Raw genomic sequence first — 21696 nt, 5'->3', positions numbered from 1 at the left:
TAAAGATAAAGTTTAAAAACTTTGTATCAAAACCAGAAAAATAAACGGCAGCCCCGAACAAAGTTCCACCCCAAAAGAAAAATACGAATCACGGTGCGTAGGTTCCGCAAAATAAATCAGAGTGAAAGTTGCGGCGCATGTTAGAAAAAAAGCAATTTTGAAATCTGTTTTTAAGACATGAATGGCTAAAAATGCTGCAAGAAAACAAAGTATATGAGCCACAAATTTTGTGTTTTGCACCCCGATTAATTTTGGAAAAGTTACTACGTCATCATCGTGCATATCGCGGATGTCGAAAGGTAAAACCAAAGCGGTGATGAACAGAAAACTGATCAGAAAAATTTCAATATTAAATTCCGGCAGGAAGAGCCACGCATTCACGAGACCCCAAACCAATCCTACATAAAAAATCTTTAGCAAAGGAATTTTCCTCACAAAATTTTCCAGAAAAAAAGAGTTATAGAACAATCCCAAAATCACAATCACGAGCCATTTCAATAGCCGGATTTCATGATGATGAACAAAAATTAACATCACCGAAATGATTCCGCATAAAAAATTGATTATTAGAATTTTATAGAACAATCTGTGATTCTGATATTTGGTGTAAATGTATCCGCTAAAATAGGTGATGAAGATGAGAAAGACCGTTGGCCAGCGGAATGCGCGCTCCTCAAACATAAAAAATACCCCAAACAGCGTTCCCATTAAAGACACAAAAAACTGGCTGTCGATTAAGTATTTTTTTACTAATTTTAGTGATGGCATTGCGCAAATTTAACCATTAAATCGTTTTGCCATCTATAAAAGACCATACTTCGATCATATGAGGAATATTAGCAAAATCTTTACGTTTCTGTTTTTCCTGCTGCTGATGATGACGCCACTTTTTGGGCAGAATTATTATGATTCGCAATGGAAAAAAATTCAAAACAACTCTAATCAGGGGCTTTACAAATCGAATCTGCCCATCATTCTCGAAATCCAAAATCAGGCTATGAAAGACAACAATGCGGTCCAGCTCATCCGCTCACTGAAAGCTGAATTCAGTATTGTGAACCGAACCCGGGATGATGCTAAAAACGATGCGGCGTCCCAGTTTTTCAAAAAACTTGAAGGTTTGGAGCAGAATCTGAATGGCGAGGAGAAACTGGTTTATCAGGTGCTCTTGGGCGAATTTTTTAATGATTACTACCGCAGCAATCAGTGGAAAATTAACCAAAGAACTAATATCAGTTCGCAGGATTTTTCGCAGATTGAAACATGGTCGAAACTTGATTTTAAGAATTACCTGAACTTACATTTTTTAAAGCTCGAAAAGGAATCTCAGGCATTGAAGAACATTCCGATGTCCAAATACAAATCCATCTTTGAAGAAACTCAGGATCTGGAATATTTTCCGTCTTTATTCGAGTGGAATTCAGTTCAGTATATCAATTTTCTGAAGCATACCGGATTGTTTACACCTAATGAAATTAAAATCAACCATTCTAAAATTATTTCCGTTTATGATGAACTGATTGCCAAAAACAGCGGCAATTCCAAACTGTATTTCCAGCATCAAAAATTGCTTTACGATTGCGATTTTAACAACTGCAAGGATAAGTTGAAGCAGCTTCAGGCATTGGAAAGTTCATCACACGAAGGCGATTACAAATTGATGATTGTCGAGGATATCATCGATGAACTTACTCGCGAAGGGAAGCAGAAAGAAGCGATGATTTGGGTAGAAAATGCCAAAAAACAATACCCCAAATCACCGTTTTTAGCAAATATTAAAAACAAGGAGAGTCAGATTACGGTTCCCACTTTGGTCATTAAATACGAAACCCACACTCAGCCGGAGAAACCAATTCATCTCGCGGCGGAACACAAAAACGTGGATGAATTTTCGCTGAATATTTATGAGGTTAAAAATAATGAAGAGGGCTTTTTAAAATATGTCCAAAACCAATATCAGAAAAATAATTTCACGGAACTGAAGAAAACCTTGGTCCGGAGAGAAAATTTTACTTTACAGAATTTAAAAGATTTTAAATCATACAAAACTGCACTGGAAATAAAACCTTTACCTTCCGGAATTTATGTTGCAGAATATATTGTGGAGAATGCTGTGCAGGAAAACTTCTGGTTCATCGTCACCAATTCAAGAATTGTTTTTGAAAATAAAGACGTGCGAAACAGCGCGAAAAACTTGCTGAAACTCGTCGACCGTGAAAATGGAAAAGCCATCGCGGACGAAAGCTTGGTCTTCAATGAATATGTGAACGGGAAAAAACTGACAGCGACCACTGCGAAAACTGATGGAAAGGGTGTTTTCAACTATCCGAGTTCTGCAAATCAGAATTATTACAGATACTATTTGGTGAAATCCGGAAGTAACGGTTATAACCTCACCAACAGCTACGGGCGGGAATATTATTACGCAAACCAGCCTAAAATCGCCACTTACCAAGCGCAGATTTTCCTGGACCGGGCGATCTACAGACCGGGCCAAACTGTTTATTTCAAGGTGATTACGACGAAACTTTTAAACGAGAAAGAAGCCGTGGTTCCCAACCAAAAACAGGAAATCACCCTCATTGATGCCAATGGCGAAGAAGTTTCAAAACAAACATTTACAACGAATGAATTTGGCTCTTACTTTGGCAGTTTCACCCTTCCGAAGGGAAAACTGAACGGTGCGTTTGAGCTTGAAGTAAACAGCAGCGGTTTTGAGGACAGCTTTTCAAAACAGTTTCAGGTGGAAGAGTACAAACGTCCAAAATTCGAAGTAACTTTTGAGCCGGTAAAAGGCGAATATAAATACGGACAAACGCTCGAAATTAAAGGAAAAGCAATGACTTTTTCCGGCATTCCGCTGAGCAATGCCACCGTAAATTATGAGATTAAAAAACGAAATATCCGATGGATGTATTTCTGGTGGTATCCGCGCGGAAACGATAATGAAAACTCGGTTTTAGGTTCTGCGAAAACCAATGAAAAAGGGGAGTTCACCATAAAAGCTGACCTGAAGAAAGATGAAACTTTGGACGGAATTCAGGTGGACAACTACCAGTTCAGCGCTTCAGTGACCGACATCAATGGTGAAACGCAGTCTGCTGAAACCAATGTCAAGGTGGCCTCGGTTTCCCATTATATCAAAACGGATGAGGTGAAAGACCGCTTCACGGATGAAAATGTAAAAATAAAGGTTGAAACTAAAAATTATAATGATCAGAATCTGGCAAAATCTTACAGCGTAAAACTTTCAAAACTGGAAGCACCGAAAAGGATTTTCAGGGATAATTTTAAAGATGAAATTCAGAATCTGCCGCAGTTTTCTGAAAGTGAATTCGTTCAAAAATTTCCGCAAGACCGTTTTGATAAAAATGATTTGCAGGAAAACCGGAAAGTAGAAAAAGTGGTGGTGAACCGGGTTGAAAATCAAACAGCTTCAAACAACATCGAACAAGGTCAAACTTTAGATCTCGGAAAACTCACCGCCGGGACTTATCGCCTCGAGCTTTACAACATCGAGGGCAGAGACACCATCAAGACCGAAAGAGATTTTGAAGTTTTTGATAAAAGATTCCTCACCGACTCCCAAAAACCTTTCCTGAAAGTTCTGCAGGACAAAACGGAAATCAACCGCGGTGAAAAAGCGTCTGTTTATGCATATTCCGCAGTTCCCGATGCGGTGGCGAATATTTTTGTGCAGAATGGCAACGGCGAAACTTTAACCCTTCAAAAGCCTTTTAAAAATGGTGTTTTGGAATATGAAGTTACCGCACCGAAAGACGAGGGCATCAATGTTGTGAATGTTCAGGTGCAGGTGGTGGCTTTCAACGATGTACAAACGCAAAGTGTTAATTTCCGGATCAATTCCGCTAACAAACCTTTGAGGATTGAAACGGTGACATTCCGCGATAAAATTCAGCCAAATTCTGAAGAAAAATGGACGGTAAAAATCCTCGGTGATGATAAGGAGAGAATTCAGGCAGAAGTTTTGGCGAATATGTATGATATGTCGCTGGATCAGTTTGCCGCGAACAGTTATTCCTGGGGAAAACTTTTCAACAGGCCTTTTATTCAGAATGAATATGGCATAAATGAAAATTTGGCGCAGGAGCATTACAGCAGGCGTTACAGATATTTGAACGGAAAATACGTTCAGGTGCCGCAGTTTAACTGGTTTGATGGTAGTATTTATGGAGCTCCAAGAATCATGAAACAATCGGCAGTTTACGCTGAATCAGTTGCAATGCCGAGTGCGCCTGTTGCAAATCAAGCACGTGATGCTGATGGAGCTGTGGTTACTGCCATGGGAGCAAAACGCGAAAATGCATCATTATCTTATGCTGCAGATTCAATGAAAACAACTGAAATTGAGAAAACAGCGTTGGAAAATGTTCCAGTCCGTCAAAATCTTAACGAAACCGCGTTTTTCTATCCTAATCTGATGACCGATAAAGACGGCAATGTGAATTTTGAATTTACTTCGCCGGAGGCCCTCACCAAATGGAAAATGATGTTTCTGGCTCACACCAAAGACGCGAGAGCTGCCACTTTGGAAAAAGAAGTGATGACGCAGAAAGACTTCTCCGTAACTCCTAATTATCCAAGATTTTTACGGGAAGGCGACGAACTGAATTTGCAGTCGAAGTTGAGCAATTTAACTTCTGCAAAATTAAATGGAACCGCCGCTTTACAGATTTTGGATGCCTTCACTAATGAAGATATTTCGGATAAATTCGGAATCAATCGGTTGACAGCGGTTTCAGGATATAATAAAGAACAATCTTTTTCTTTGGATGCAAATGGAAATTCGTCTGCAACCTGGAAATTGAAAGTGCCGAATAATGTTTCTTCAATCATTATTAAAATTGTTGCTCAGGCAGGTAATTTTTCTGATGGAGAACAAAAAGCAATCGCAGTTCTTCCGAACAGAATGCTGGTGACTGATGCCGTTCCGATTTTCGTGAAAGAAGGTCAAACGAAGACTTTCATTTTAGAAAATTTGGCTAAAAATACTTCCACTACAGCGACCAGCGTTTCAAATTCTCTGGAACTCACCACAAATCCAATTTGGGAAATCCTATTCGCATTGCCAAGCCTGAAGGACGACCAAAATCTTTCTGCGGATGTGGTGTTTAATAAATGGTTTGCGGATGTGCTTGCTTCGGAAATTTTCAAAGCCAACCCAAGGATGAAAACCGTTTTTGATGAATATCAGGACAAAGGTTTGCTCACTTCAAATCTTGAGAAAAATCAGGAACTGAAACAGTTGCTCCTCGAGGAAACACCGTGGGTTCTGGAAAGTAAAAATGAGACCGAACAAATGCAGAAATTAGCGCGCCTTTTCGATGCGAACACGATGCGGAATTCAATCAACAGCGACTGGGAAGAGCTGAAAAAAATGCAGAATCCGGACGGTGGTTTCAGTTGGTATCCCGGTTATCCGAGTTCGTACTACACGTCGCTTTACATCCTGAAAAATTTAGGCAGAATTAATGAGTGGCTGAAAGGAAACCTGGACGGTTATCAAAGTGGTGAACAGAAGGCAATGGTAGAGAAACTCGTGAGTTTTGTAGATTCGGAAGTACATAAATATTGGGACGTGAAAAAAGAGTATGTTTGGAACAATTATGTTCTGGATTTCCTCGACACGCGCCATTACTGGGAAAATGATTATCCGTTGAAAGGGAAAGGTGCGCAACTGAAAGCTTTGGTCATTAAAAAAGCTCCGACCGCGAAAATCACGGATTTCACATTCTTTGGTCTGCACAGGGCAGCGTTGTTATTCGACGCTTATAAACTGACGGCGCTTTCAAAAAAATTGATGACGTACTTAAAGGAGACTTCTACAAATACCGAAACACAGGGCGTTTACTGGAAACAAAACCTGAACGAGTGGGGTTGGTATTCGTCAAAAACAGTGAACCACGCCGGAGCATTGGAAGCCTTTAACAAGCTTACTCCTGGCGATTTTAATTACATTGAAGAAATGAAAATCTGGCTCATTACGCAGAAGGAAGTTTCAAATTGGGACACGTCGAGAAGCACGGCCGAAGTCATTTATACAATTCTGAATTCCGGAAAATCATGGACTGGAACAGAAAGTGATAAGGCAACGATTGTTTGGGGCGGCAAAACTTTGGAAAATCCTGATACGAAAGCCACAGGTTATGTGAAGAAAACCCTGAAGCCTGAAAACACTGATAAAAATTTAGGAACAGTGACCATCACAAAACCGGGAGCAGGAATTGTGCAGGGAGGCTTGTTCTGGCAGTATTATGAGGATTTGGATAAAATTAAATCTTCTGAAACCTACATTTCCATCACGAAAGAACTGTACCGTAAAATAAAAACGGAAAACGGCGAAGAACTTCAGAAAATCACAGCAACAACTCCGCTGAAAGTCGGCGATAAAGTGACGGTAAGAATGATCCTGAACACCGACAGAAATATGGAATTCATCCATCTGAAAGATATGCGTGCTGCCGGTTTTGAACCTTTGGACGTGATTTCCGGTTATCAGTGGAAAAACAGTCTGGGTTATTACCAGTCTACCAAAGATGCGTCAACCAATTTCTACATCGAATACATGCCGAAAGGAAAATATGTCTTTGAATACGATTTGGTGTGCAACGCTTCAGGAACCTTCAGCAACGGTATTTCCACTTTGCAGAATTATTACGCACCGCAGATGAATGCGCATACGAAAGGATCGAAGGTTTCCATAAGCCAATAAAATCAAATAATCACAAGAATCCCGTTTGAAATTTTTAGAGCGGGATTTTTTTTAACAACCCGAGGATTCAATTTCAATAACTGCGAATGTATTTCATGGAAAATAATTTATTTCAGTTTGTAGGTTGAAAATCTCAGGATTTTTTATGGGCCATTCCGGGAAAGCCGGCCCACATGCCACTACCATTTCCCGGAACCGCGCTTTCCGCTGTATCTTTTTCGGCGGCTTCGGAAGTTTCCTCAGCCACCAAAAAAGGATGCCGCTGCAATCGCTTGTCCGGTGATAAAGTAACCGTAAGAATGATTTTGAATTCCGCCAGAAATATGGAATTCATCCACCTGAAAGATGTGCGTGGATTCTCAAAAAGAGAGGTTAATTTTTAAAACACAACCGGACTATTGCTTATGAAAATGCTCTGGAAATGCTTCCTCCGGCTTCATCCTGAAAATATTAAGCAAAAACCAGGATTTCAGAAATCCGTAACCGTAAGAAAACATCTGTATATAAGTCGCAATCACCGCCATTCCCGCAATGCTGATATTCCTGGTTTTCCAAAGCGCGTGGAAAAACACCAAAAACGTGTACACACCGTACATCGCAAGGATAAACCCGTTGCCTAAAAAGAAATACTCAATAAATCCAAGCACATAGCCAATCAGAAAAAGGGACGGAAAGGCAAATGTAATCTTCACATAATTGGGGTGACGCTGATTCAGGATTGGCCTTGCAATACCAAACTGGCTCACCTGTTTCGAAAATTTCCCAAAATCGGTTCTACGCTTGTGGTAAGCACCAATATCGTCGAAAAAAGCAGTTTTATAGCCTTTTTCCCAAAGTGTCATCGATAAATCAGGATCTTCGCCAATCCGCATTTCCGAGAATCCGCCAACATCTTCAAAAGCCGATTTTCTCACCCCCATATTGAAACTTCGAGGTTGAAATTTCGTCACCGCACTTTTATTTCCGCGAATTCCGCCGGTCGTAAAAACGGAAGTCATAGAGTAGGAAATCGCTTTCTGCATCAGGTTGAAACCTTTATGAGCTTTGTCTGCACCGCCAAATGCATCACACGGAATTTCGACGATATTTTTCCTGATGTTTTTGATATAATCTTTTTCCACGATAACGTCGCTGTCCACAAAGACCAGCCATTCGCCTTTAGCGCGCCTTGCACCGTAGTTTCTGGAAAGTCCCGGCCCGGAATTGTCCTTTCTGAAAAACTGGATATTCAGCCGATTCTCAAAAAGCTCAACCGTGGGCAAAAGTGCAATCAGCGAACCGTCATCCACCACGATCACCTCAAAATCCTTGTCCGTCTGAAAGGCAAGGGAATTCAGCAGCTCGAAAAGCTCATCTTTCCGGTTGAAAATAGCGATGATGATGGAAATGCTTGGGTTCAAATTCAATTTTAAAATATATTAGTTCATCAGTGCAGCAATAGCAGCTGGTAGATTGCTGCATCTTTAGCTTGGTTCGTTGTTTTTAGACTTTTTGCTTCCTTCGTACATCTCATACTGCAGAAATCTGGTTTCCAGTTTCCCGTTGTAGAGTTTTACTTTCCTCGAAGGGCGCAAACCTATTTTTTTTACAGCTTGAAGATCAGAGGAAATCAGCCAAGCCAAAGTGTTCGGATAACCGGTTTTAAAAGTATCGCCGATTTTCTTGTAGAATTCATCAAATTTAATCGAAATTCTTTCGTCATACGGCGGATTGAAGACCATCAGCAAAGGGAAAAGTTCTTTTGTGGATTCGAAGAAATTCTTTTTTTGCACTTCGATGACGTCTTCCATTTCTGCGGCTTGTATGTTGATTCGTGCCGCGTTCAGCATTCGTGCGTCGATGTCGTAGCCAACGATTTTTCCTTCAAATTCCTTTATCCTGTTGATCCGGAATTCCTTTATTTTTTGGAACAGTTCCTCATCATAATTTTTCCAGTTCTGGAACGCAAATTTTTTCCTGAAAATCTGAGCCGGAAGATCCATAGCAATCATGGCTGCTTCTATCAGGATGGTGCCGCTGCCGCACATCGGATCCAGGAAATTTCCTTTGCCGTCCCAACCCCCAATCTGCAGCATTCCGGAGGCTAAAACTTCATTGATGGGAGCTTCGCCCTGTTCCTTACGGTAGCCGCGCTTAAACAGCGGCTCGCCCGATGAATCCAAAGAAACCGTCACAAAATCTCGGTCAATATGCAGGTTGAATTTTATGTCCGGGTTTTTGGGATCCACATTCGGGCGCTGTTTGTATTTTGTCCTGAAAAAATCTACGATGGCGTCCTTCATTTTCAAGGTCATAAACTGGGAGTGCGTAAATCTTTCGGAATGAACCGTCGCGTCAATCGCAAAACTCTGATTGACATACATAAACTCGTCCCAGTTGAACTTCAGCAGTTTATCATAGAATTTATGCTCATTAAAGGCTTTAAATTCATAAATGGGAACTAAAATTTTTACCGCTGTGCGAGCCGAATAGTTGATTTTATAAAGAAAGCCAAGGTCACCTTCGCAGTTGACGGCGCGGGTTTTTATCTCGACGTTTTTGCCGCCGAGTTTTTTAATTTCTTCTGCTAAAATTGGCTCCAGCCCGTAGAATGTTTTTATCTGGATATGTAAATTATCGGTGTTCATGGATTTGCTGCTGAAATCGGATATCCCGCAAATTTAACTATTTTTGCACTATGGCGTGGTTCAAAACCTGGTTTAATACACCTTACTATCATATTCTTTACAAAAACCGTGATCTTACAGAGGCTGAAGCCTTTATTTCTTTATTGGTAATGGATTTGGAGCTTCCGGAGTATGCGGAAATTATTGATCTGGCGTGCGGCAAAGGCCGGCATTCAGTTTACCTGAATAATCTCGGATACAGGGTTTTGGGACTTGATTTGTCTGATGAAAGCATTGCCCACAACAGACAGTTTGAAAATGAAGACCTGAAATTTGAAGTTCATGATATGCGCGATAAGATCGACGGTGGAAAAGCGGATGCTGTTTTCAATCTTTTTACAAGTTTTGGCTATTTCGATGATCCTCAGGATGATAAAAAGGTTTTTTCTTCTGTTTTTGATATTCTGAAACAGGACGGTTACTTTGTCCTGGATTTTTTAAATGAAAAATATGTGAAAAACACCCTTGTTGAGGAAACTGTGGTTGAAAGGAATGGTATCGATTTTAAAATTAAAAAGAAAATCGAAGGTCAGCACGTGATCAAGGATATTTACTTTAATGATAAAGGCGAAGATTTTCATTTCTTTGAAAAAGTGAAACTCCATACTTTGGAGGAAATTGATGCCCTGGCGACGGAATGCGGTTTCCAGCGCGAAAAGCTGTATGGGAACTACAGTCTGGGAGTTTTTGAGCTCGAGACTTCGCCACGCTGTATCAATATTTTTAAAAAGGTTGGTGTATGATTTTAACCTTACTCATATTAAGTGTCCTGGTGGGTGTTGTATTGGGCAAATTCTTTGGTTCAAAGCAAAAACTTGCAAAATATCTGCTTATTCTCAGTGCCGGATTTTTGATTACGATCTGCCTGAATGAAGTTTTTCCACAGGTTTATCATTCTGAAAATCATAATATTGGCGCCTGGGTTATCGGTGGTGTCATTCTTCAGATGCTGCTCGAAAATTTTACCAAAGGGTTTGAGCACGGTCACTTTCATCACCACAATAATGATGCGGTGCTGCCGGCTGGCCTGATCGTGGGGTTGTTTATTCATGCATTTATCGAAGGCATTCCTTTAGCCGGCGAAACGGAAGTTTTTTCCCCGTACTTGCAGGGTATCATTTTTCACAACCTCCCGATTTCTTTTGTGCTGGGTGCTTTTTTGTTCAGAAATAAAAAACTTTCAGCTTATTCCTGGTTGATTATCATCTTATTTGCAGGCGCCTCACCGCTGGGGCTTTTGCTCGGAAAATATTTTAATCCTGATTGGCAGCCTTATTTTCTGGCGATCGTTGGAGGTATCTTCCTGCATATTTCTTCTGTTATTATTTTTGAAAGCAACAAAAACCATAATACGGACTGGACTAAAATCGCTTTGGTGATTCTCGGTGTACTGCTGGCGATGACAGGGCATTTATTTCATCACCATCATTAATAAAAAAAACTCCGAACTGAAACAGTCCGGAGCCTTCATTAAATTTTCACACTATTTAAAACTTCCAACCCAATGTTAAAGTGACATTGTTTTGGCTGTTTTTTGTTTCTGAAACCACTGCAGCTTCGTTTGCAAAAAAAGCAGAGTTTGAGTAATATTCAGTTCCGGCTGTAGAAAAACCTTGTAAAAACGGCATATGGTAATTTGTCCATATATTGTTGTAGGCAGCATCTACATAGAAGGTCTTGAAATCATAACCAAGGCCAAGACCAAACATTTCTTTTTTACCAGAATACAAGTTACCGTATGAGGAATTAGTATTCACCTGACCTAAATTATCAATAGAGGCCATAGCGATCATGTCACTGTATGGGCCGGTTGTAAGACCGTACCCGCCTCTTAACCTGAACTGCTGGATACGGTATTCTGCACCAACTTTCACTTCAGAAACGTTTTTATAGTTGGCATCTAGGAAATTATCCATTTCCGTCTGTGCTGCAGAACCCATTTTACCGAATTTAGGTTTCGTAATTCCTAATGAATAATCTACGTTCACTGCTAAATTCTTGCTTGGAACGAAAGCCGCACTCAAAGTAGCTTTCATTGGCGAAGCAAAACTTATGTTCTCGGAATACTCGCCATCGTCCGCAGAATCGTAACCGTAGAAAGTGTAAGTTCTGTCGATGTTCCACCATGTGGGCGTTTCTACCGCTGCACCCAATCTGAACTGGTTGTTTACTTTGCCGATAACGCCAACTGTTGCAGAAAAACCGGTGGCATCTTCAAGATATGGCGTGTACTGCTTATAAAAAGTTTCAGAGCCGCCATCGCTTGCAAATTTCATTGATGCATAATCATACTGCTGAAAATTGGAACCGTGTAAGTTCAAACCTGCACCAACATAAAACCTGTTGTTATAATTTCCGCCCAGGCCGAGGCTCATTTTAGTTAAATCTCCAATTCTGTCATATGCGTGGGCATTGAGCGAGATTCTGTCGCCGTCATCTAAAGTAAAGGCAACATTACTATTGCCTGCTGTTTCCGCATATTCATCCAGCGATTTTGTGGAAAAATTAACACCAAGGTTTACGAATTTCCACGGCGAGGTAGAACGCGTCTCGAAAACCACAATTCCGCCAACCTGTCCTACATCTGCTTTATTGGCCGTGTTCTCGACAGCATTGCCAAACAGACCTGTTGAAATTTTAGAATTATTGATGCTCAGCGTTCCGGAAAGGTCGCTTGCAATAGCAACGCCAATTCCCGCCGGGTTTGAATTTAAAACCGAAGCATCCGCTCCCAAAGCTCCCATAGCACCTGCCATGGCATTGTATTTTGATGAGCCGTTCAACCCTGAGTTTGAATATACATCAACTGAATTTTTTAGGACAGATGCGTCCTGTGCCTGCGCATAAAAAGCAGCTGAGATTGATAAAATCGCTAAAGACTTTTTAATCATTTATTTTATATATTTTTAATTTTTTAAATTAGAATCTGCCACCGCCGGTTCTCATGCCGCCACCTCGTGATGAGCTTCCGCTTGAAGATGAACCGGAGCTGAATCCACCTGATCTGGAACCGCTGTCATAGCTTCTGTTCTCAAAACTTCTGTTTTCAAAAGTCCTGTTTTCAAAGGTTCTGTTTTCAAACCTTGGCGCAGATCTTTGCTGTGGTATCTGTCTCTGTGTAGGCGCAGTTCTTTGCGTATTGCCGGTTCTCATTGTTTCACCGGTTCTCATTCTTGGCTGTGCGGTACCGTCCTGAATGATTACTGGCCTTTGCATGGTGTTGCCGTTTCGGATTGTAGCGCCGCTGGGCTGTGTCATTCTTCCGGTATTGCCGTTGTAGAAGCCATCTGCACCTCTTTTTCTTTGTGGTGCTCTGTAATAACTTCCATAATACGGGCTTCCGTAGAAATAGGGATCATAGCCATAATAGCCGTAAGGATTGTAATATCCATAGTAAGGGCTGTATCCATAGAATCTTGAATAACCCCACGGATAATAGCCAAAGTAAGAATTATAACCCCAAGGACCGAAATCGAAGAACGGATCATAATAACCATATCCCCATGGGCTTCCCCAACCGAAGCTCATTCCGTAGTAGCCGCCCCATCCGTATCTTGGATAGAATCCGTAACCGTAGCCGAACGGATAACCCCAGCTGTTATAATGGGTTTCAGAACCTGAATAAGTTCCCCAGTCTGAAGATTTTACGTTATCACTGGCCCAGTTGTCGTTCTGGTAACGGTTTCTTTTATTCAGCTGGTTTTGTCTGCTTTTTTCGATCGTACTTGTTGAATCTTTGTAATCATAAGTTTCACCTACCCGGTTACCGCTTTCGTATTCGGTTGCCACAGGCAAAGTGTCAGTATTCGGATCGTAGTAAACACCGTCTGTTTCGGAGTAGCCGCCGGTATATGCCCCACAGGAGACCATCAGCATCCCTGCAGAAACGCCTAAAACTGCTTTAGATTTTAGCAGTCCCCATAGATTTGGATGTATATTTTTTTTCATAATAAATGTGAAAAATTTTAATTTAAATTATATTTGCACTTTATACTGTACGTGTACCTTTCATGAGGTTTCGTTACCGTAAAAATACACTTTTTAAATTAGATATAGAGTTCAGGAAAAAGTTAAATCAAGACTTAAAAAAGTTAAAACAAATTAAAAAATATAATGGCAAAGCTAACTTCAAGAAGCGAGGATTACAGCAAATGGTATAATGAGCTGGTGGTAAAGGCAGATCTTGCTGAAAATTCAGGAGTAAGAGGATGTATGGTGATCAAACCGTACGGTTACGCGATCTGGGAAAAAATGCGGGACGAGCTGGACAGGATGTTTAAGGAAACGGGTCACCAAAATGCGTATTTCCCCATCTTTATCCCGAAGAGTTACTTTGAAGCGGAAGAAAAAAATGCAGAAGGTTTTGCCAAAGAATGTGCTGTAGTCACGCATTACAGATTAAAAAATGATCCGGAAAATCCCGGAAAACTCATCGTGGATCCGGAAGCAAAGCTTGAAGAGGAACTCATCGTGCGCCCAACTTCTGAAGCAATTATCTGGAGTACTTATAAAAACTGGATTCAGTCATACAGGGATTTACCGATTTTGATTAACCAGTGGGCGAATGTCGTGCGTTGGGAAATGAGGACCAGGCTCTTCCTGAGGACCGCTGAATTTCTGTGGCAAGAAGGACATACCGCTCATGCCACAAAACAGGAAGCGGTTGAAGAAACCGAAAAAATGCTTGAAGTGTATGCGGATTTCGCAGAAAGATTTATGGCTGTTCCTGTAATTAAGGGTATTAAAACACCTTCTGAAAGATTCGCCGGCGCAGAAGAAACGTACTGTATCGAAGCGATGATGCAGGACGGAAAGGCGCTGCAGGCGGGAACTTCCCACTTCCTGGGCCAGAATTTTGCGGAAGCTTTCGATGTGAAATTTACCAATAAAGAAGGGAAAATGGAGCACGCGTGGGCCACTTCGTGGGGGGTTTCAACAAGGCTTATGGGAGCGCTGATTATGGCCCATTCCGATGATCATGGTTTGGTATTGCCGCCGACCTTAGCACCGATTCAGGTGGTCATTGTTCCGATCTTCAAAGGGGAAGAGCAGCTTAACCAAATTAACGAAGTGGCTTTTGAGCTTCAGGGCAAATTAAAGGCTAAAGGAATTTCTGTAAAATACGATAATGACGACCAGAACAAACCAGGCTGGAAATTTGCCGAGTACGAACTGAAGGGTGTTCCGGTGCGTATCGCAATGGGAGCCAGAGACCTGGAAAACAAGACGGTTGAAATCGCCAGAAGAGATAATTTAACCAAAGAAGTTCGCCCTCTGGAAAACATCGAAAATTACATTGAAGAATTATTAAAAACCATTCAGAACGATATTTATAACAAAGCACTCAGTTTCAGAGCTGAAAATATCACTGAGGTCAATTCATACGAAGAATTCAAAAAGGTGCTTGAAGAAAAAGGCGGATTCATTTCTGCCCACTGGGACGGCACAGCGGAGGAGGAAGAACAGATCAAGAACGAAACCAAAGCGACGATCCGCTGCATACCGTTAGATGCAAAAGCAGAAGAAGGAGTGTCGCTCATTTCAGGCAGGCCTTCGAACCGCAGAGCCATCTTCGCAAAAGCGTACTGATGCATTATAAACGCACGTTTAAGCTTTAGATAAAATATTGTTAAAATTGGACAAACGATAGTTTATTGGATTGAAATTTGCTATATTTGGTTAGTTAACATTTAAAATAAACTATTATGTCATTAAACGTTATTGATCTTATCAAAGGTCAGTTAGGTCCTGCATTAGTTTCGCAGGCAGCTTCCCAGTACGGTGAAAGCGAATCAGGAATTTCAAAAGCTATCAGCGGTCTGCTTCCTGCTGTAGTTGGTGGTTTGGCAAACAATTCCAGCAACTCTACAGTTTTGGATGCGATCACCGGAGCATCATCAAGCGGATTATTAGGAAACCTTCTGGGTGGATCTTCTAACAATTCATTGATTTCATCAGTTTTATCAGCAATTTTCGGTGATAAAGTTGGAGGGCTTGTAAACGCGGTTTCCAACTTTGCAGGGATTGGCAGCTCATCTACAAACTCTTTGTTAAACCTTGTTACAGGTGCAGCTTTAGGTTCTGTAGGTAAATATGCAGCAGATAACAACCTTGACAGATCAGGTTTGACATCTTTGTTGAATGATCAGAAAGGTATTGTATCTTCACTTCTTCCAGCAGGTCTTTCTTTAGCTTCTCTGGGATTAGGTAACTGGTTCGGCGGTGATAAAACAGTAAATGTGGATACCGATAAAGTAAGAGTGTCTTCTTATGACGAACCAAAAGTTGAGGTGAACAGAGGCGGTGCTACGCACGTAAACGTTGACCGTAATGACAACAATGATGGTGGTTCGATCTGGAGATGGTTATTGCCGTTATTGCTTCTTTTATTAGCGGGTTGGTTCCTGTGGAAACAGTGTGGCAACAAGGAAACAACTGCGGTAACTGATACGACTGATTCTACAGCTGTAGTTTCTGATACCGATACAGCAACTGTGGTAACAGGCGATTCTGCAGCGGTTACCAGAACGACTACTGATATCGACCTTAACGGTACCAAGCTTAAAGGTTATGCAAACGGTATGGAACAGCAGATGATCAACTTCCTGAAAGGTGACGGTTACAAAAATGCTGCGGATGATGCTGCCTTGAAAGATACTTGGTATAACTTCGATAATGTAAACTTCGTTTTCGGAAAATCTGACCAGATTACGCCTGAATCGGTAGGCCAGCTTGAAAACCTTGCTGCAATTTTGAAAGCTTACCCAGATTCAAAAATCAAAATCGGCGGTTATACTGATAAAAAAGGTGACGACAAGGCAAACCTTGATCTATCTCAGAAGAGAGCAGATTACATCAAGAAAAGATTGACTGATCTCGGTGTAGGTGCACAGGTAATCGGAGCGGAAGGTTACGGTGAAAAGTTCGCAACTGTTGCTGAAACTGCTTCAGATAAAGAAAGAGAAGCTGACAGAAAAATGTCTGTAAGATTCGCAAAATAATTAAAGATTCTATATAAAACTGAATCCCGTCTTTCAAAGGCGGGATTTTTGTTATCATATTAAAAATAAATTTAAAGCTTATTTTTTTTCGTTATGCTCAAAACCGATCTGCCTTCTCGGAGCTTCCACGACTTTAAAGGTGTTGAGTTCCGTTTTCAGGTCTTCGATACGTTTTGAGAAGACATCATAATCATTGGCAGAAACTTCATAAATAAACTGCTGCACAGAGTCCAGGTAATCATCCGTCAGTTTGCTGGCTGCTTCACGGTAACTGCCTTCCAAAAGCACTTTTTCCATTTTAAACTGATGGGTTTTCACTTTAAGGTAATGGTTGCGCAGCCGTTTCTTCACACTTTGGGTAAAATCAATGACCATCGTATTGCTGAAGAGTTTCATTTTTGCTGAAATGTCTTTCCAGTATGGCTTTTTATCCGCACCATTGAACTTTAAAATTTTCATTAAAACCGAATCGCTTTCCAGATTTTGCGTGAGATAACGGAGAATCATTTCTGAGCGCTCATCCTGGTTTGGCGGAAAAACAGGGATTTTTACGTCAAATCTTCCCGGTGCAAAAACATCACTGTCCATTCCGTGCATGTTATCGGCTGCAACTACCATCAGCAAATCTTCATTCACGAATCGGTGGATGCTGTGCAGAATAATGTCTTTAGTTTCCTCAAAATCTGAATATTGATTTTCGTCCGCTGCGCGGTCGCGCGCGATAACATCGAAATCCTCTAAAAATACAACCACTTTATCTTCCTTCATCATCGCGGTGAGATAATCATTGAAATCAGTCTTCTCACCGTTGATGAACGACGTTCCTAAGTACGAATTTTTCACTTCCCTAAAGTCATAACCAATGATCTCTGCAATTTTTCTTGCCCAAAAAATCTTTCCGCTGCCTTTCGGTCCGTATAGGATAATTCCGGCGGGTTTGTAAATGCCCCAGTCTTTGGCTTGCTGCTCGTCGATAAATGGATTCAGCATTTCGGTGATATAAAAAAATAAATCGCGGTAACCGATAAAATCACGCTGCGCCAAAGGTGTTTTTTTGCCAAAATAATCGTAAACAAAATTATAATTGCCACCCAATTCGTTGTCAATCCCATAGCTTGAAACCGAAGATTTGTATATTCCGCTTTCGAAGAGATTGGGTTTTTGTTTCTTGATGACGGCCTCCACTTTTTCCACCGGCTGATTGATTTCTGTAGCAATCTGTTCCGTGGTTTTAGCTTCTACAAGGTCTTTTTCGTAATTCAGGAGAAATTTTTTGTTTTCGCGGGCAAACTTCAGAAAATCGTCTTTCACCTCCATATTTGGGTAAAGGCATTCTGAAAGTTCTAGGTCAAAATCATCGATAAACTGCTTGATGCTGTATGTGGAAACGCCCAGTTCGAGCGCTAGGTCTGTGATTTTCATTGTTAAAAAATGATTTGAAGATTAAAGATAACTCTTTTTAATTTAACGTAAATGGTACAAACCGTAAGCCAGCTTCTGAAACATAGAGACTGTATGAAATCTGTATGTTTTCGCGGTTAAATTTTCAGCTAAAATTCATTAAATTTGCATCTTATCAAAACGCTGAAAGCCAAGTGTAGACGGCAAACCAAAAACCAACAAATAGAATGACCTCACAACAGATACGCCAGCAATTTTTAGATTTTTTTAAAAGCAAACAGCATTTGATCGTACCGTCCGCGCCGATCGTGCTGAAAGACGACCCAACTTTGATGTTTTCCAACTCGGGGATGACCCAGTTTAAGGATTATTTCCTCGGATACAAGGCGCCGAAAGCGCCGCGGATTGCCGATACACAGAAATGTCTTCGTGTTTCGGGGAAGCATAACGATCTGGATGATGTGGGCCGCGACACCTACCACCACACGATGTTTGAGATGCTCGGGAACTGGTCTTTCGGCGATTACTTCAAGAAAGAAGCGATTGAATGGGCGTGGCAACTGCTGACAGAAGTGTATAAAATTCCAAAGGAAAATCTGTATGTGACGGTGTTTGAAGGGGATGCTTCTGAAAATTTGGAACGCGATACCGATGCCTATAATTTTTGGAAAGAATATATCGCGGAAGACCGAATTCTGAACGGAAATAAAAAAGATAATTTCTGGGAAATGGGCGAAAGCGGGCCGTGCGGTCCGTGCTCAGAAATCCATGTGGATTTGCGTTCTGAGGAGGAAAAGGCGAAAATTCCGGGGAAAGATTTGGTGAACAACGACCATCCGCAGGTGGTGGAAATCTGGAACCTGGTTTTTATGCAGTACAACCGCAAAGCCGACGGTTCGTTGGAAAATCTTCCGGCAAAACATATCGACACCGGAATGGGCTTCGAGCGTCTTTGTATGGCGCTTCAGGGGAAATCTTCCAACTACGATACCGATGTTTTCACGCCGCTGATTTCAAAAGTTGAGGAACTTTCCGGCAAAAATTATGAGGGAATTTTGGAGAATGAAAAGGATATCGCGATTCGTGTCGTGGTGGATCATATCCGTGCGGTTTCCTTTACGATTGCCGATGGGCAGCTGCCTTCCAACGGTGGAGCCGGTTATGTGATCCGCAGGATTTTACGACGTGCGATCTCGTATTCTTACCGGTTTTTATGGATGAAGGAGCCTTTCCTTTATCAACTGGTTGAAGTTTTAAAAAACCAGATGGGCGAATTTTTCCCGGAAATGGTGAAGCAAAGTCACTTGGTTTCTGAGGTCATTAAAGAAGAAGAGCAGTCGTTCCTCAGAACGATCGAAAACGGTTTGGTGAGACTCGACAACATTATTAATGACACGATTAAAAAAGGTGAAAAAACGCTTCCTGGCGAACAGGTGTTTGAACTTTACGATACTTTTGGTTTCCCGGCGGACTTGTCGAGGATTATTGCTGAAGAGAAGCAGTTGACGGTTGATGAACAGGGCTTTGAAGCCGAAATGGAAAAGCAGAAACAGCGTTCCAAGAAAGATTCTGCCGCAAAAGTTTATGACTGGGTGGTTTTGGAGGAAAAACCTGAAACTTTCGTGGGTTACGATCAGACGAAAAGTGAAACCTACATCACGAGATACCGCAAAATTGAAAATAAAGACGGCGAGTTTTATCAAATTGTACTGAATAAAACGCCTTTTTATCCGGAAGGGGGCGGACAGGTCGGTGACAAGGGAATTTTGATTCCGAGTTATGCGCCGCATTTCGATATTTCTCAACCGGATTTGTATAATGTGAAAGACAATCCTGAGGTGATTGAAGTTCTGGATACGAAGAAAGAAAATAATTTGATTATTTCCTTGATCAAAGAACTGCCGAAAGATGCGGGTGCTGTTTTTTATGCAAAAGTTGACGCCAGGAACCGTAGAAATACTCAGGCCAATCACTCGGTAACGCATTTGCTGCACGAAGCGCTTCGCGAAGTTTTGGGAACTCATGTGGAACAGAAAGGTTCCTACGTTGGTCCGGAATATCTGCGTTTCGACTTCTCGCATTTCTCCAAAATGAATGAAGAGGAACTGGCTGCGGTGGAAGAAAAAGTGAATGCTAAGATTAAAGAAAATGTAGCGTTACAGGAGTTCCGCGACCTTCCGATTGCAGAAGCAACGGAGAAAGGCGCGATGATGCTTTTTGGTGAAAAATATGGCGATAAAGTCCGCATGATACAGTTTGGAACCTCCAAGGAACTGTGTGGCGGAACGCACGTGAAATCCACTGGAGAAATCGGGCATTTCAAAATCACCTCTGAAAGTTCTACAGCAGCTGGAATTCGTAGGATTGAAGCAATTTCCGGGGATAAATCTGCAGAATATTTCCAAAATTTGGAGAGACAGCTTGCAGAACTTTCTCAATTGTTAAAATCAAAAGATTTAAGCAAAACCGTTGAGAAGTTACTTGCTGAAAATACGTCCATGAAATCCGAAATCGAGACTTTGAAAAAAGAAAAAGCCCAGGGCGAAACTGCAAGCTGGAAAAATGATTTTGTGCAAAGCGGCGACAAAAATCTCCTTGTGAAAAAAGTTTCCATGGATGCCGGAAGCGTGAAGGACATCGTGTTCCAACTGAAGAAAGAAATTCCGAAATCTGTAATCGTCATCATTTCCTATGCGGGTGATAAACCGATGATTACCGTTGGTGTTTCCGCAGATTTGGAAGCAAAATACCACGCCGGAAATATCGTGAAGGAACTCGCCAAAGAAATCCAGGGCGGCGGCGGCGGAAATCCCGGCTTTGCAACTGCCGGCGGTAAAAACCTTGCGGGGATTGATGCAGCGGTGGAGAAAGCGAAAGCTTTATAATTATTACGAACTGGAAATTTATAGATTACTGACCTCTCATTATGGGAGGTTTTTTTGTTTTAATGAATGTTTTATATTTGAAAAGAAAGAAATAAAATGGCAGATAAAAAGCAAGCAGAATTTACAAAATGGTTTGGTCCTTTACTAAATGCTCTTAGAGAACTTGGAGGTTCAGCAAGACCAAAAGAAGTAGTGGAAGCGATTGCAAAATCAGAGAATGTACCGGATATTCAACGTGAAGAAATAATGAAATCAGGAATTTTGAGATTTGATAATCAAGTTGCATGGGCGCGTCAGTATTTGGTCTGGGAAGGGTTACTGGATAATGTTAAAAAAGGTGTCTGGACGTTAAGTTCAAAAGGTCAAGACACCCATTTAAGTTTAGAAGATTCCAGAAAACTATTTTTAAAATGGGTAGAAATTCATCAAAAGGCACGAAAGGATAAAAATTCTAAAAAGAACATTGAAAAATTACAGGATGAACAAGGCCCGGAGGAGGTTGAGCATGAAATAGCTCCATCTTTATTGGAGGTACTTCAGACTGTCTCACCTATAGGGTTTGAGCATATCTGCAAACGTTTGCTAAGGGAACATGGTTTTGAAAATGTATTTGTAACTCAAGCATCAAGAGATGGTGGGATTGATGGTTATGGAACATTAGAACTAAATCCATTTGTTAGTATGAAAGTGCTCTTTCAATGCAAACGGTATCAAGGAACAGTATCACGGTCTCAAGTTGGTGATTTTAGAAATGCAATGATCGGGCGTGCGGACAAAGGTATTATCTTAACAACCGGTACTTTTTCGGAAGATGCAAAACGAGAAGCCTCCAGAGAAGGGGCACCACCTATTGAATTAATTGATGGTAAAAAATTAGTTGAATTATTTGAAAAAGTTGAATTAGGAGTAAAGCCAAAGATTGTTTATGAAGTTGATTACAATTTTTTCGAAAAATTTATAAAAAAGTAAGTTGTTTTTTTAGCCAAGGTAAGTTATCAAAACCTTAACAT

At 41.1% G+C, this 21696-nt stretch carries 14 protein-coding genes; 7 read left to right on the top strand and 7 right to left on the bottom strand.

Annotated features, from left to right (window positions below):
* Positions 1 to 12: 12 nt before the first annotated feature.
* Positions 13 to 768, bottom strand: a complete 756-nt coding sequence (locus CKV81_RS03960) for a UbiA prenyltransferase family protein (protein ID WP_095070605.1) — start codon at positions 766 to 768, stop codon at positions 13 to 15.
* A gap of 58 nt (positions 769 to 826) precedes the next feature.
* On the opposite strand from CKV81_RS03960, the gene CKV81_RS03955 reads away from it, so the two are divergent.
* Positions 827 to 6733, top strand: coding sequence for an alpha-2-macroglobulin family protein (locus CKV81_RS03955; RefSeq protein ID WP_095070603.1), 5907 nt, complete (start codon positions 827 to 829; stop codon positions 6731 to 6733).
* A 133-nt stretch (positions 6734 to 6866) separates the two neighbouring features.
* Here CKV81_RS03955 and CKV81_RS03950 read toward each other — a convergent pair whose 3' ends face one another.
* The 3 genes from CKV81_RS03950 to CKV81_RS03940 all read right to left on the bottom strand — a co-directional run bounded on the left by CKV81_RS03950 (position 6867) and on the right by CKV81_RS03940 (position 9360).
* A complete protein-coding gene (locus CKV81_RS03950; protein WP_095070601.1) occupies positions 6867 to 7067 on the bottom strand; it encodes a hypothetical protein in 201 nt (66 codons plus the stop codon).
* A gap of 61 nt (positions 7068 to 7128) precedes the next feature.
* Positions 7129 to 8133 (bottom strand): glycosyltransferase, encoded by a 1005-nt coding sequence (locus CKV81_RS03945; protein ID WP_095074217.1) that lies wholly within the window; start codon positions 8131 to 8133, stop codon positions 7129 to 7131.
* A 63-nt stretch (positions 8134 to 8196) separates the two neighbouring features.
* Positions 8197 to 9360: a THUMP domain-containing class I SAM-dependent RNA methyltransferase gene (locus CKV81_RS03940; RefSeq protein ID WP_095070598.1), complete on the bottom strand. Its 1164-nt coding sequence runs from the start codon at positions 9358 to 9360 to the stop codon at positions 8197 to 8199.
* Positions 9361 to 9410: 50 nt separating this feature from the next.
* On the opposite strand from CKV81_RS03940, the gene CKV81_RS03935 reads away from it, so the two are divergent.
* Both CKV81_RS03935 and CKV81_RS03930 read left to right on the top strand, forming a co-directional pair.
* Positions 9411 to 10142 (top strand): class I SAM-dependent methyltransferase, encoded by a 732-nt coding sequence (locus tag CKV81_RS03935; RefSeq protein ID WP_095070596.1) that lies wholly within the window; start codon positions 9411 to 9413, stop codon positions 10140 to 10142.
* Positions 10139 to 10831, top strand: a complete 693-nt coding sequence (locus tag CKV81_RS03930; protein ID WP_095070594.1) for a ZIP family metal transporter — start codon at positions 10139 to 10141, stop codon at positions 10829 to 10831. The genes CKV81_RS03935 and CKV81_RS03930 overlap by 4 nt, the downstream gene beginning before the upstream one ends.
* A gap of 55 nt (positions 10832 to 10886) precedes the next feature.
* On the opposite strand, the gene CKV81_RS03925 is transcribed toward CKV81_RS03930, so the two are convergent.
* Positions 10887 to 12290 (bottom strand): OmpP1/FadL family transporter, encoded by a 1404-nt coding sequence (locus CKV81_RS03925; RefSeq protein ID WP_095070592.1) that lies wholly within the window; start codon positions 12288 to 12290, stop codon positions 10887 to 10889.
* Positions 12291 to 12318: 28 nt separating this feature from the next.
* Entirely contained in the window at positions 12319 to 13347 is a 1029-nt protein-coding gene (locus CKV81_RS03920) for a DUF5320 domain-containing protein (RefSeq protein ID WP_095070590.1), read from the bottom strand.
* A 165-nt stretch (positions 13348 to 13512) separates the two neighbouring features.
* On the opposite strand from CKV81_RS03920, the gene proS reads away from it, so the two are divergent.
* Together proS and CKV81_RS03910 are read left to right on the top strand one after the other, a co-directional pair.
* On the top strand, positions 13513 to 14988 hold the full coding sequence (proS, locus tag CKV81_RS03915) for a proline--tRNA ligase (protein WP_095070588.1): 1476 nt from the start codon (positions 13513 to 13515) through the stop codon (positions 14986 to 14988).
* 116 nt (positions 14989 to 15104) lie between these two features.
* The gene (locus CKV81_RS03910; RefSeq protein WP_095070586.1) at positions 15105 to 16400 is read left to right on the top strand and encodes an OmpA family protein; all 1296 of its coding nucleotides are present in this window, start codon (positions 15105 to 15107) and stop codon (positions 16398 to 16400) included.
* Between the two features lie 78 nt (positions 16401 to 16478).
* Here the strand turns inward: CKV81_RS03910 and CKV81_RS03905 are convergent, their stop codons facing one another.
* Positions 16479 to 17822, bottom strand: coding sequence for an AAA family ATPase (locus CKV81_RS03905; protein ID WP_095070584.1), 1344 nt, complete (start codon positions 17820 to 17822; stop codon positions 16479 to 16481).
* 206 nt (positions 17823 to 18028) lie between these two features.
* On the opposite strand from CKV81_RS03905, the gene alaS reads away from it, so the two are divergent.
* Both alaS and CKV81_RS03895 read left to right on the top strand, forming a co-directional pair.
* A complete protein-coding gene (alaS, locus tag CKV81_RS03900) occupies positions 18029 to 20686 on the top strand; it encodes an alanine--tRNA ligase (protein ID WP_095070582.1) in 2658 nt (885 codons plus the stop codon).
* Between the two features lie 96 nt (positions 20687 to 20782).
* A complete protein-coding gene (locus CKV81_RS03895) occupies positions 20783 to 21655 on the top strand; it encodes a restriction endonuclease (protein ID WP_095070580.1) in 873 nt (290 codons plus the stop codon).
* Positions 21656 to 21696 lie beyond the last annotated feature (41 nt).

This window comes from Chryseobacterium taklimakanense, from assembly GCF_900187185.1.
Taxonomy (GTDB): Bacteria; Bacteroidota; Bacteroidia; order Flavobacteriales; family Weeksellaceae; genus Planobacterium; species Planobacterium taklimakanense.
The sequence above is the reverse complement of the archived record's forward strand: the minus strand, read 5'-3'. Positions and strand labels throughout refer to the sequence as shown.

Bases quoted from the DNA above. Each gene is read 5' to 3' on its own strand.
- CKV81_RS03905 (WP_095070584.1), bottom strand. From the start codon at position 17,822: ATGAAAATCACAGACCTAGCGCTCGAACTGGGCGTTTCCACATACAGC.
- CKV81_RS03960 (WP_095070605.1), bottom strand. From the start codon at position 768: ATGCCATCACTAAAATTAGTAAAAAAATACTTAATCGACAGCCAGTTT.
- CKV81_RS03955 (WP_095070603.1), top strand. From the start codon at position 827: ATGAGGAATATTAGCAAAATCTTTACGTTTCTGTTTTTCCTGCTGCTG.
- CKV81_RS03920 (WP_095070590.1), bottom strand. From the start codon at position 13,347: ATGAAAAAAAATATACATCCAAATCTATGGGGACTGCTAAAATCTAAA.
- CKV81_RS03910 (WP_095070586.1), top strand. From the start codon at position 15,105: ATGTCATTAAACGTTATTGATCTTATCAAAGGTCAGTTAGGTCCTGCA.
- CKV81_RS03925 (WP_095070592.1), bottom strand. From the start codon at position 12,290: ATGATTAAAAAGTCTTTAGCGATTTTATCAATCTCAGCTGCTTTTTAT.
- alaS (WP_095070582.1), top strand. From the start codon at position 18,029: ATGACCTCACAACAGATACGCCAGCAATTTTTAGATTTTTTTAAAAGC.
- CKV81_RS03930 (WP_095070594.1), top strand. From the start codon at position 10,139: ATGATTTTAACCTTACTCATATTAAGTGTCCTGGTGGGTGTTGTATTG.
- CKV81_RS03935 (WP_095070596.1), top strand. From the start codon at position 9,411: ATGGCGTGGTTCAAAACCTGGTTTAATACACCTTACTATCATATTCTT.
- CKV81_RS03950 (WP_095070601.1), bottom strand. From the start codon at position 7,067: ATGAATTCCATATTTCTGGCGGAATTCAAAATCATTCTTACGGTTACT.
- proS (WP_095070588.1), top strand. From the start codon at position 13,513: ATGGCAAAGCTAACTTCAAGAAGCGAGGATTACAGCAAATGGTATAAT.
- CKV81_RS03895 (WP_095070580.1), top strand. From the start codon at position 20,783: ATGGCAGATAAAAAGCAAGCAGAATTTACAAAATGGTTTGGTCCTTTA.
- CKV81_RS03940 (WP_095070598.1), bottom strand. From the start codon at position 9,360: ATGAACACCGATAATTTACATATCCAGATAAAAACATTCTACGGGCTG.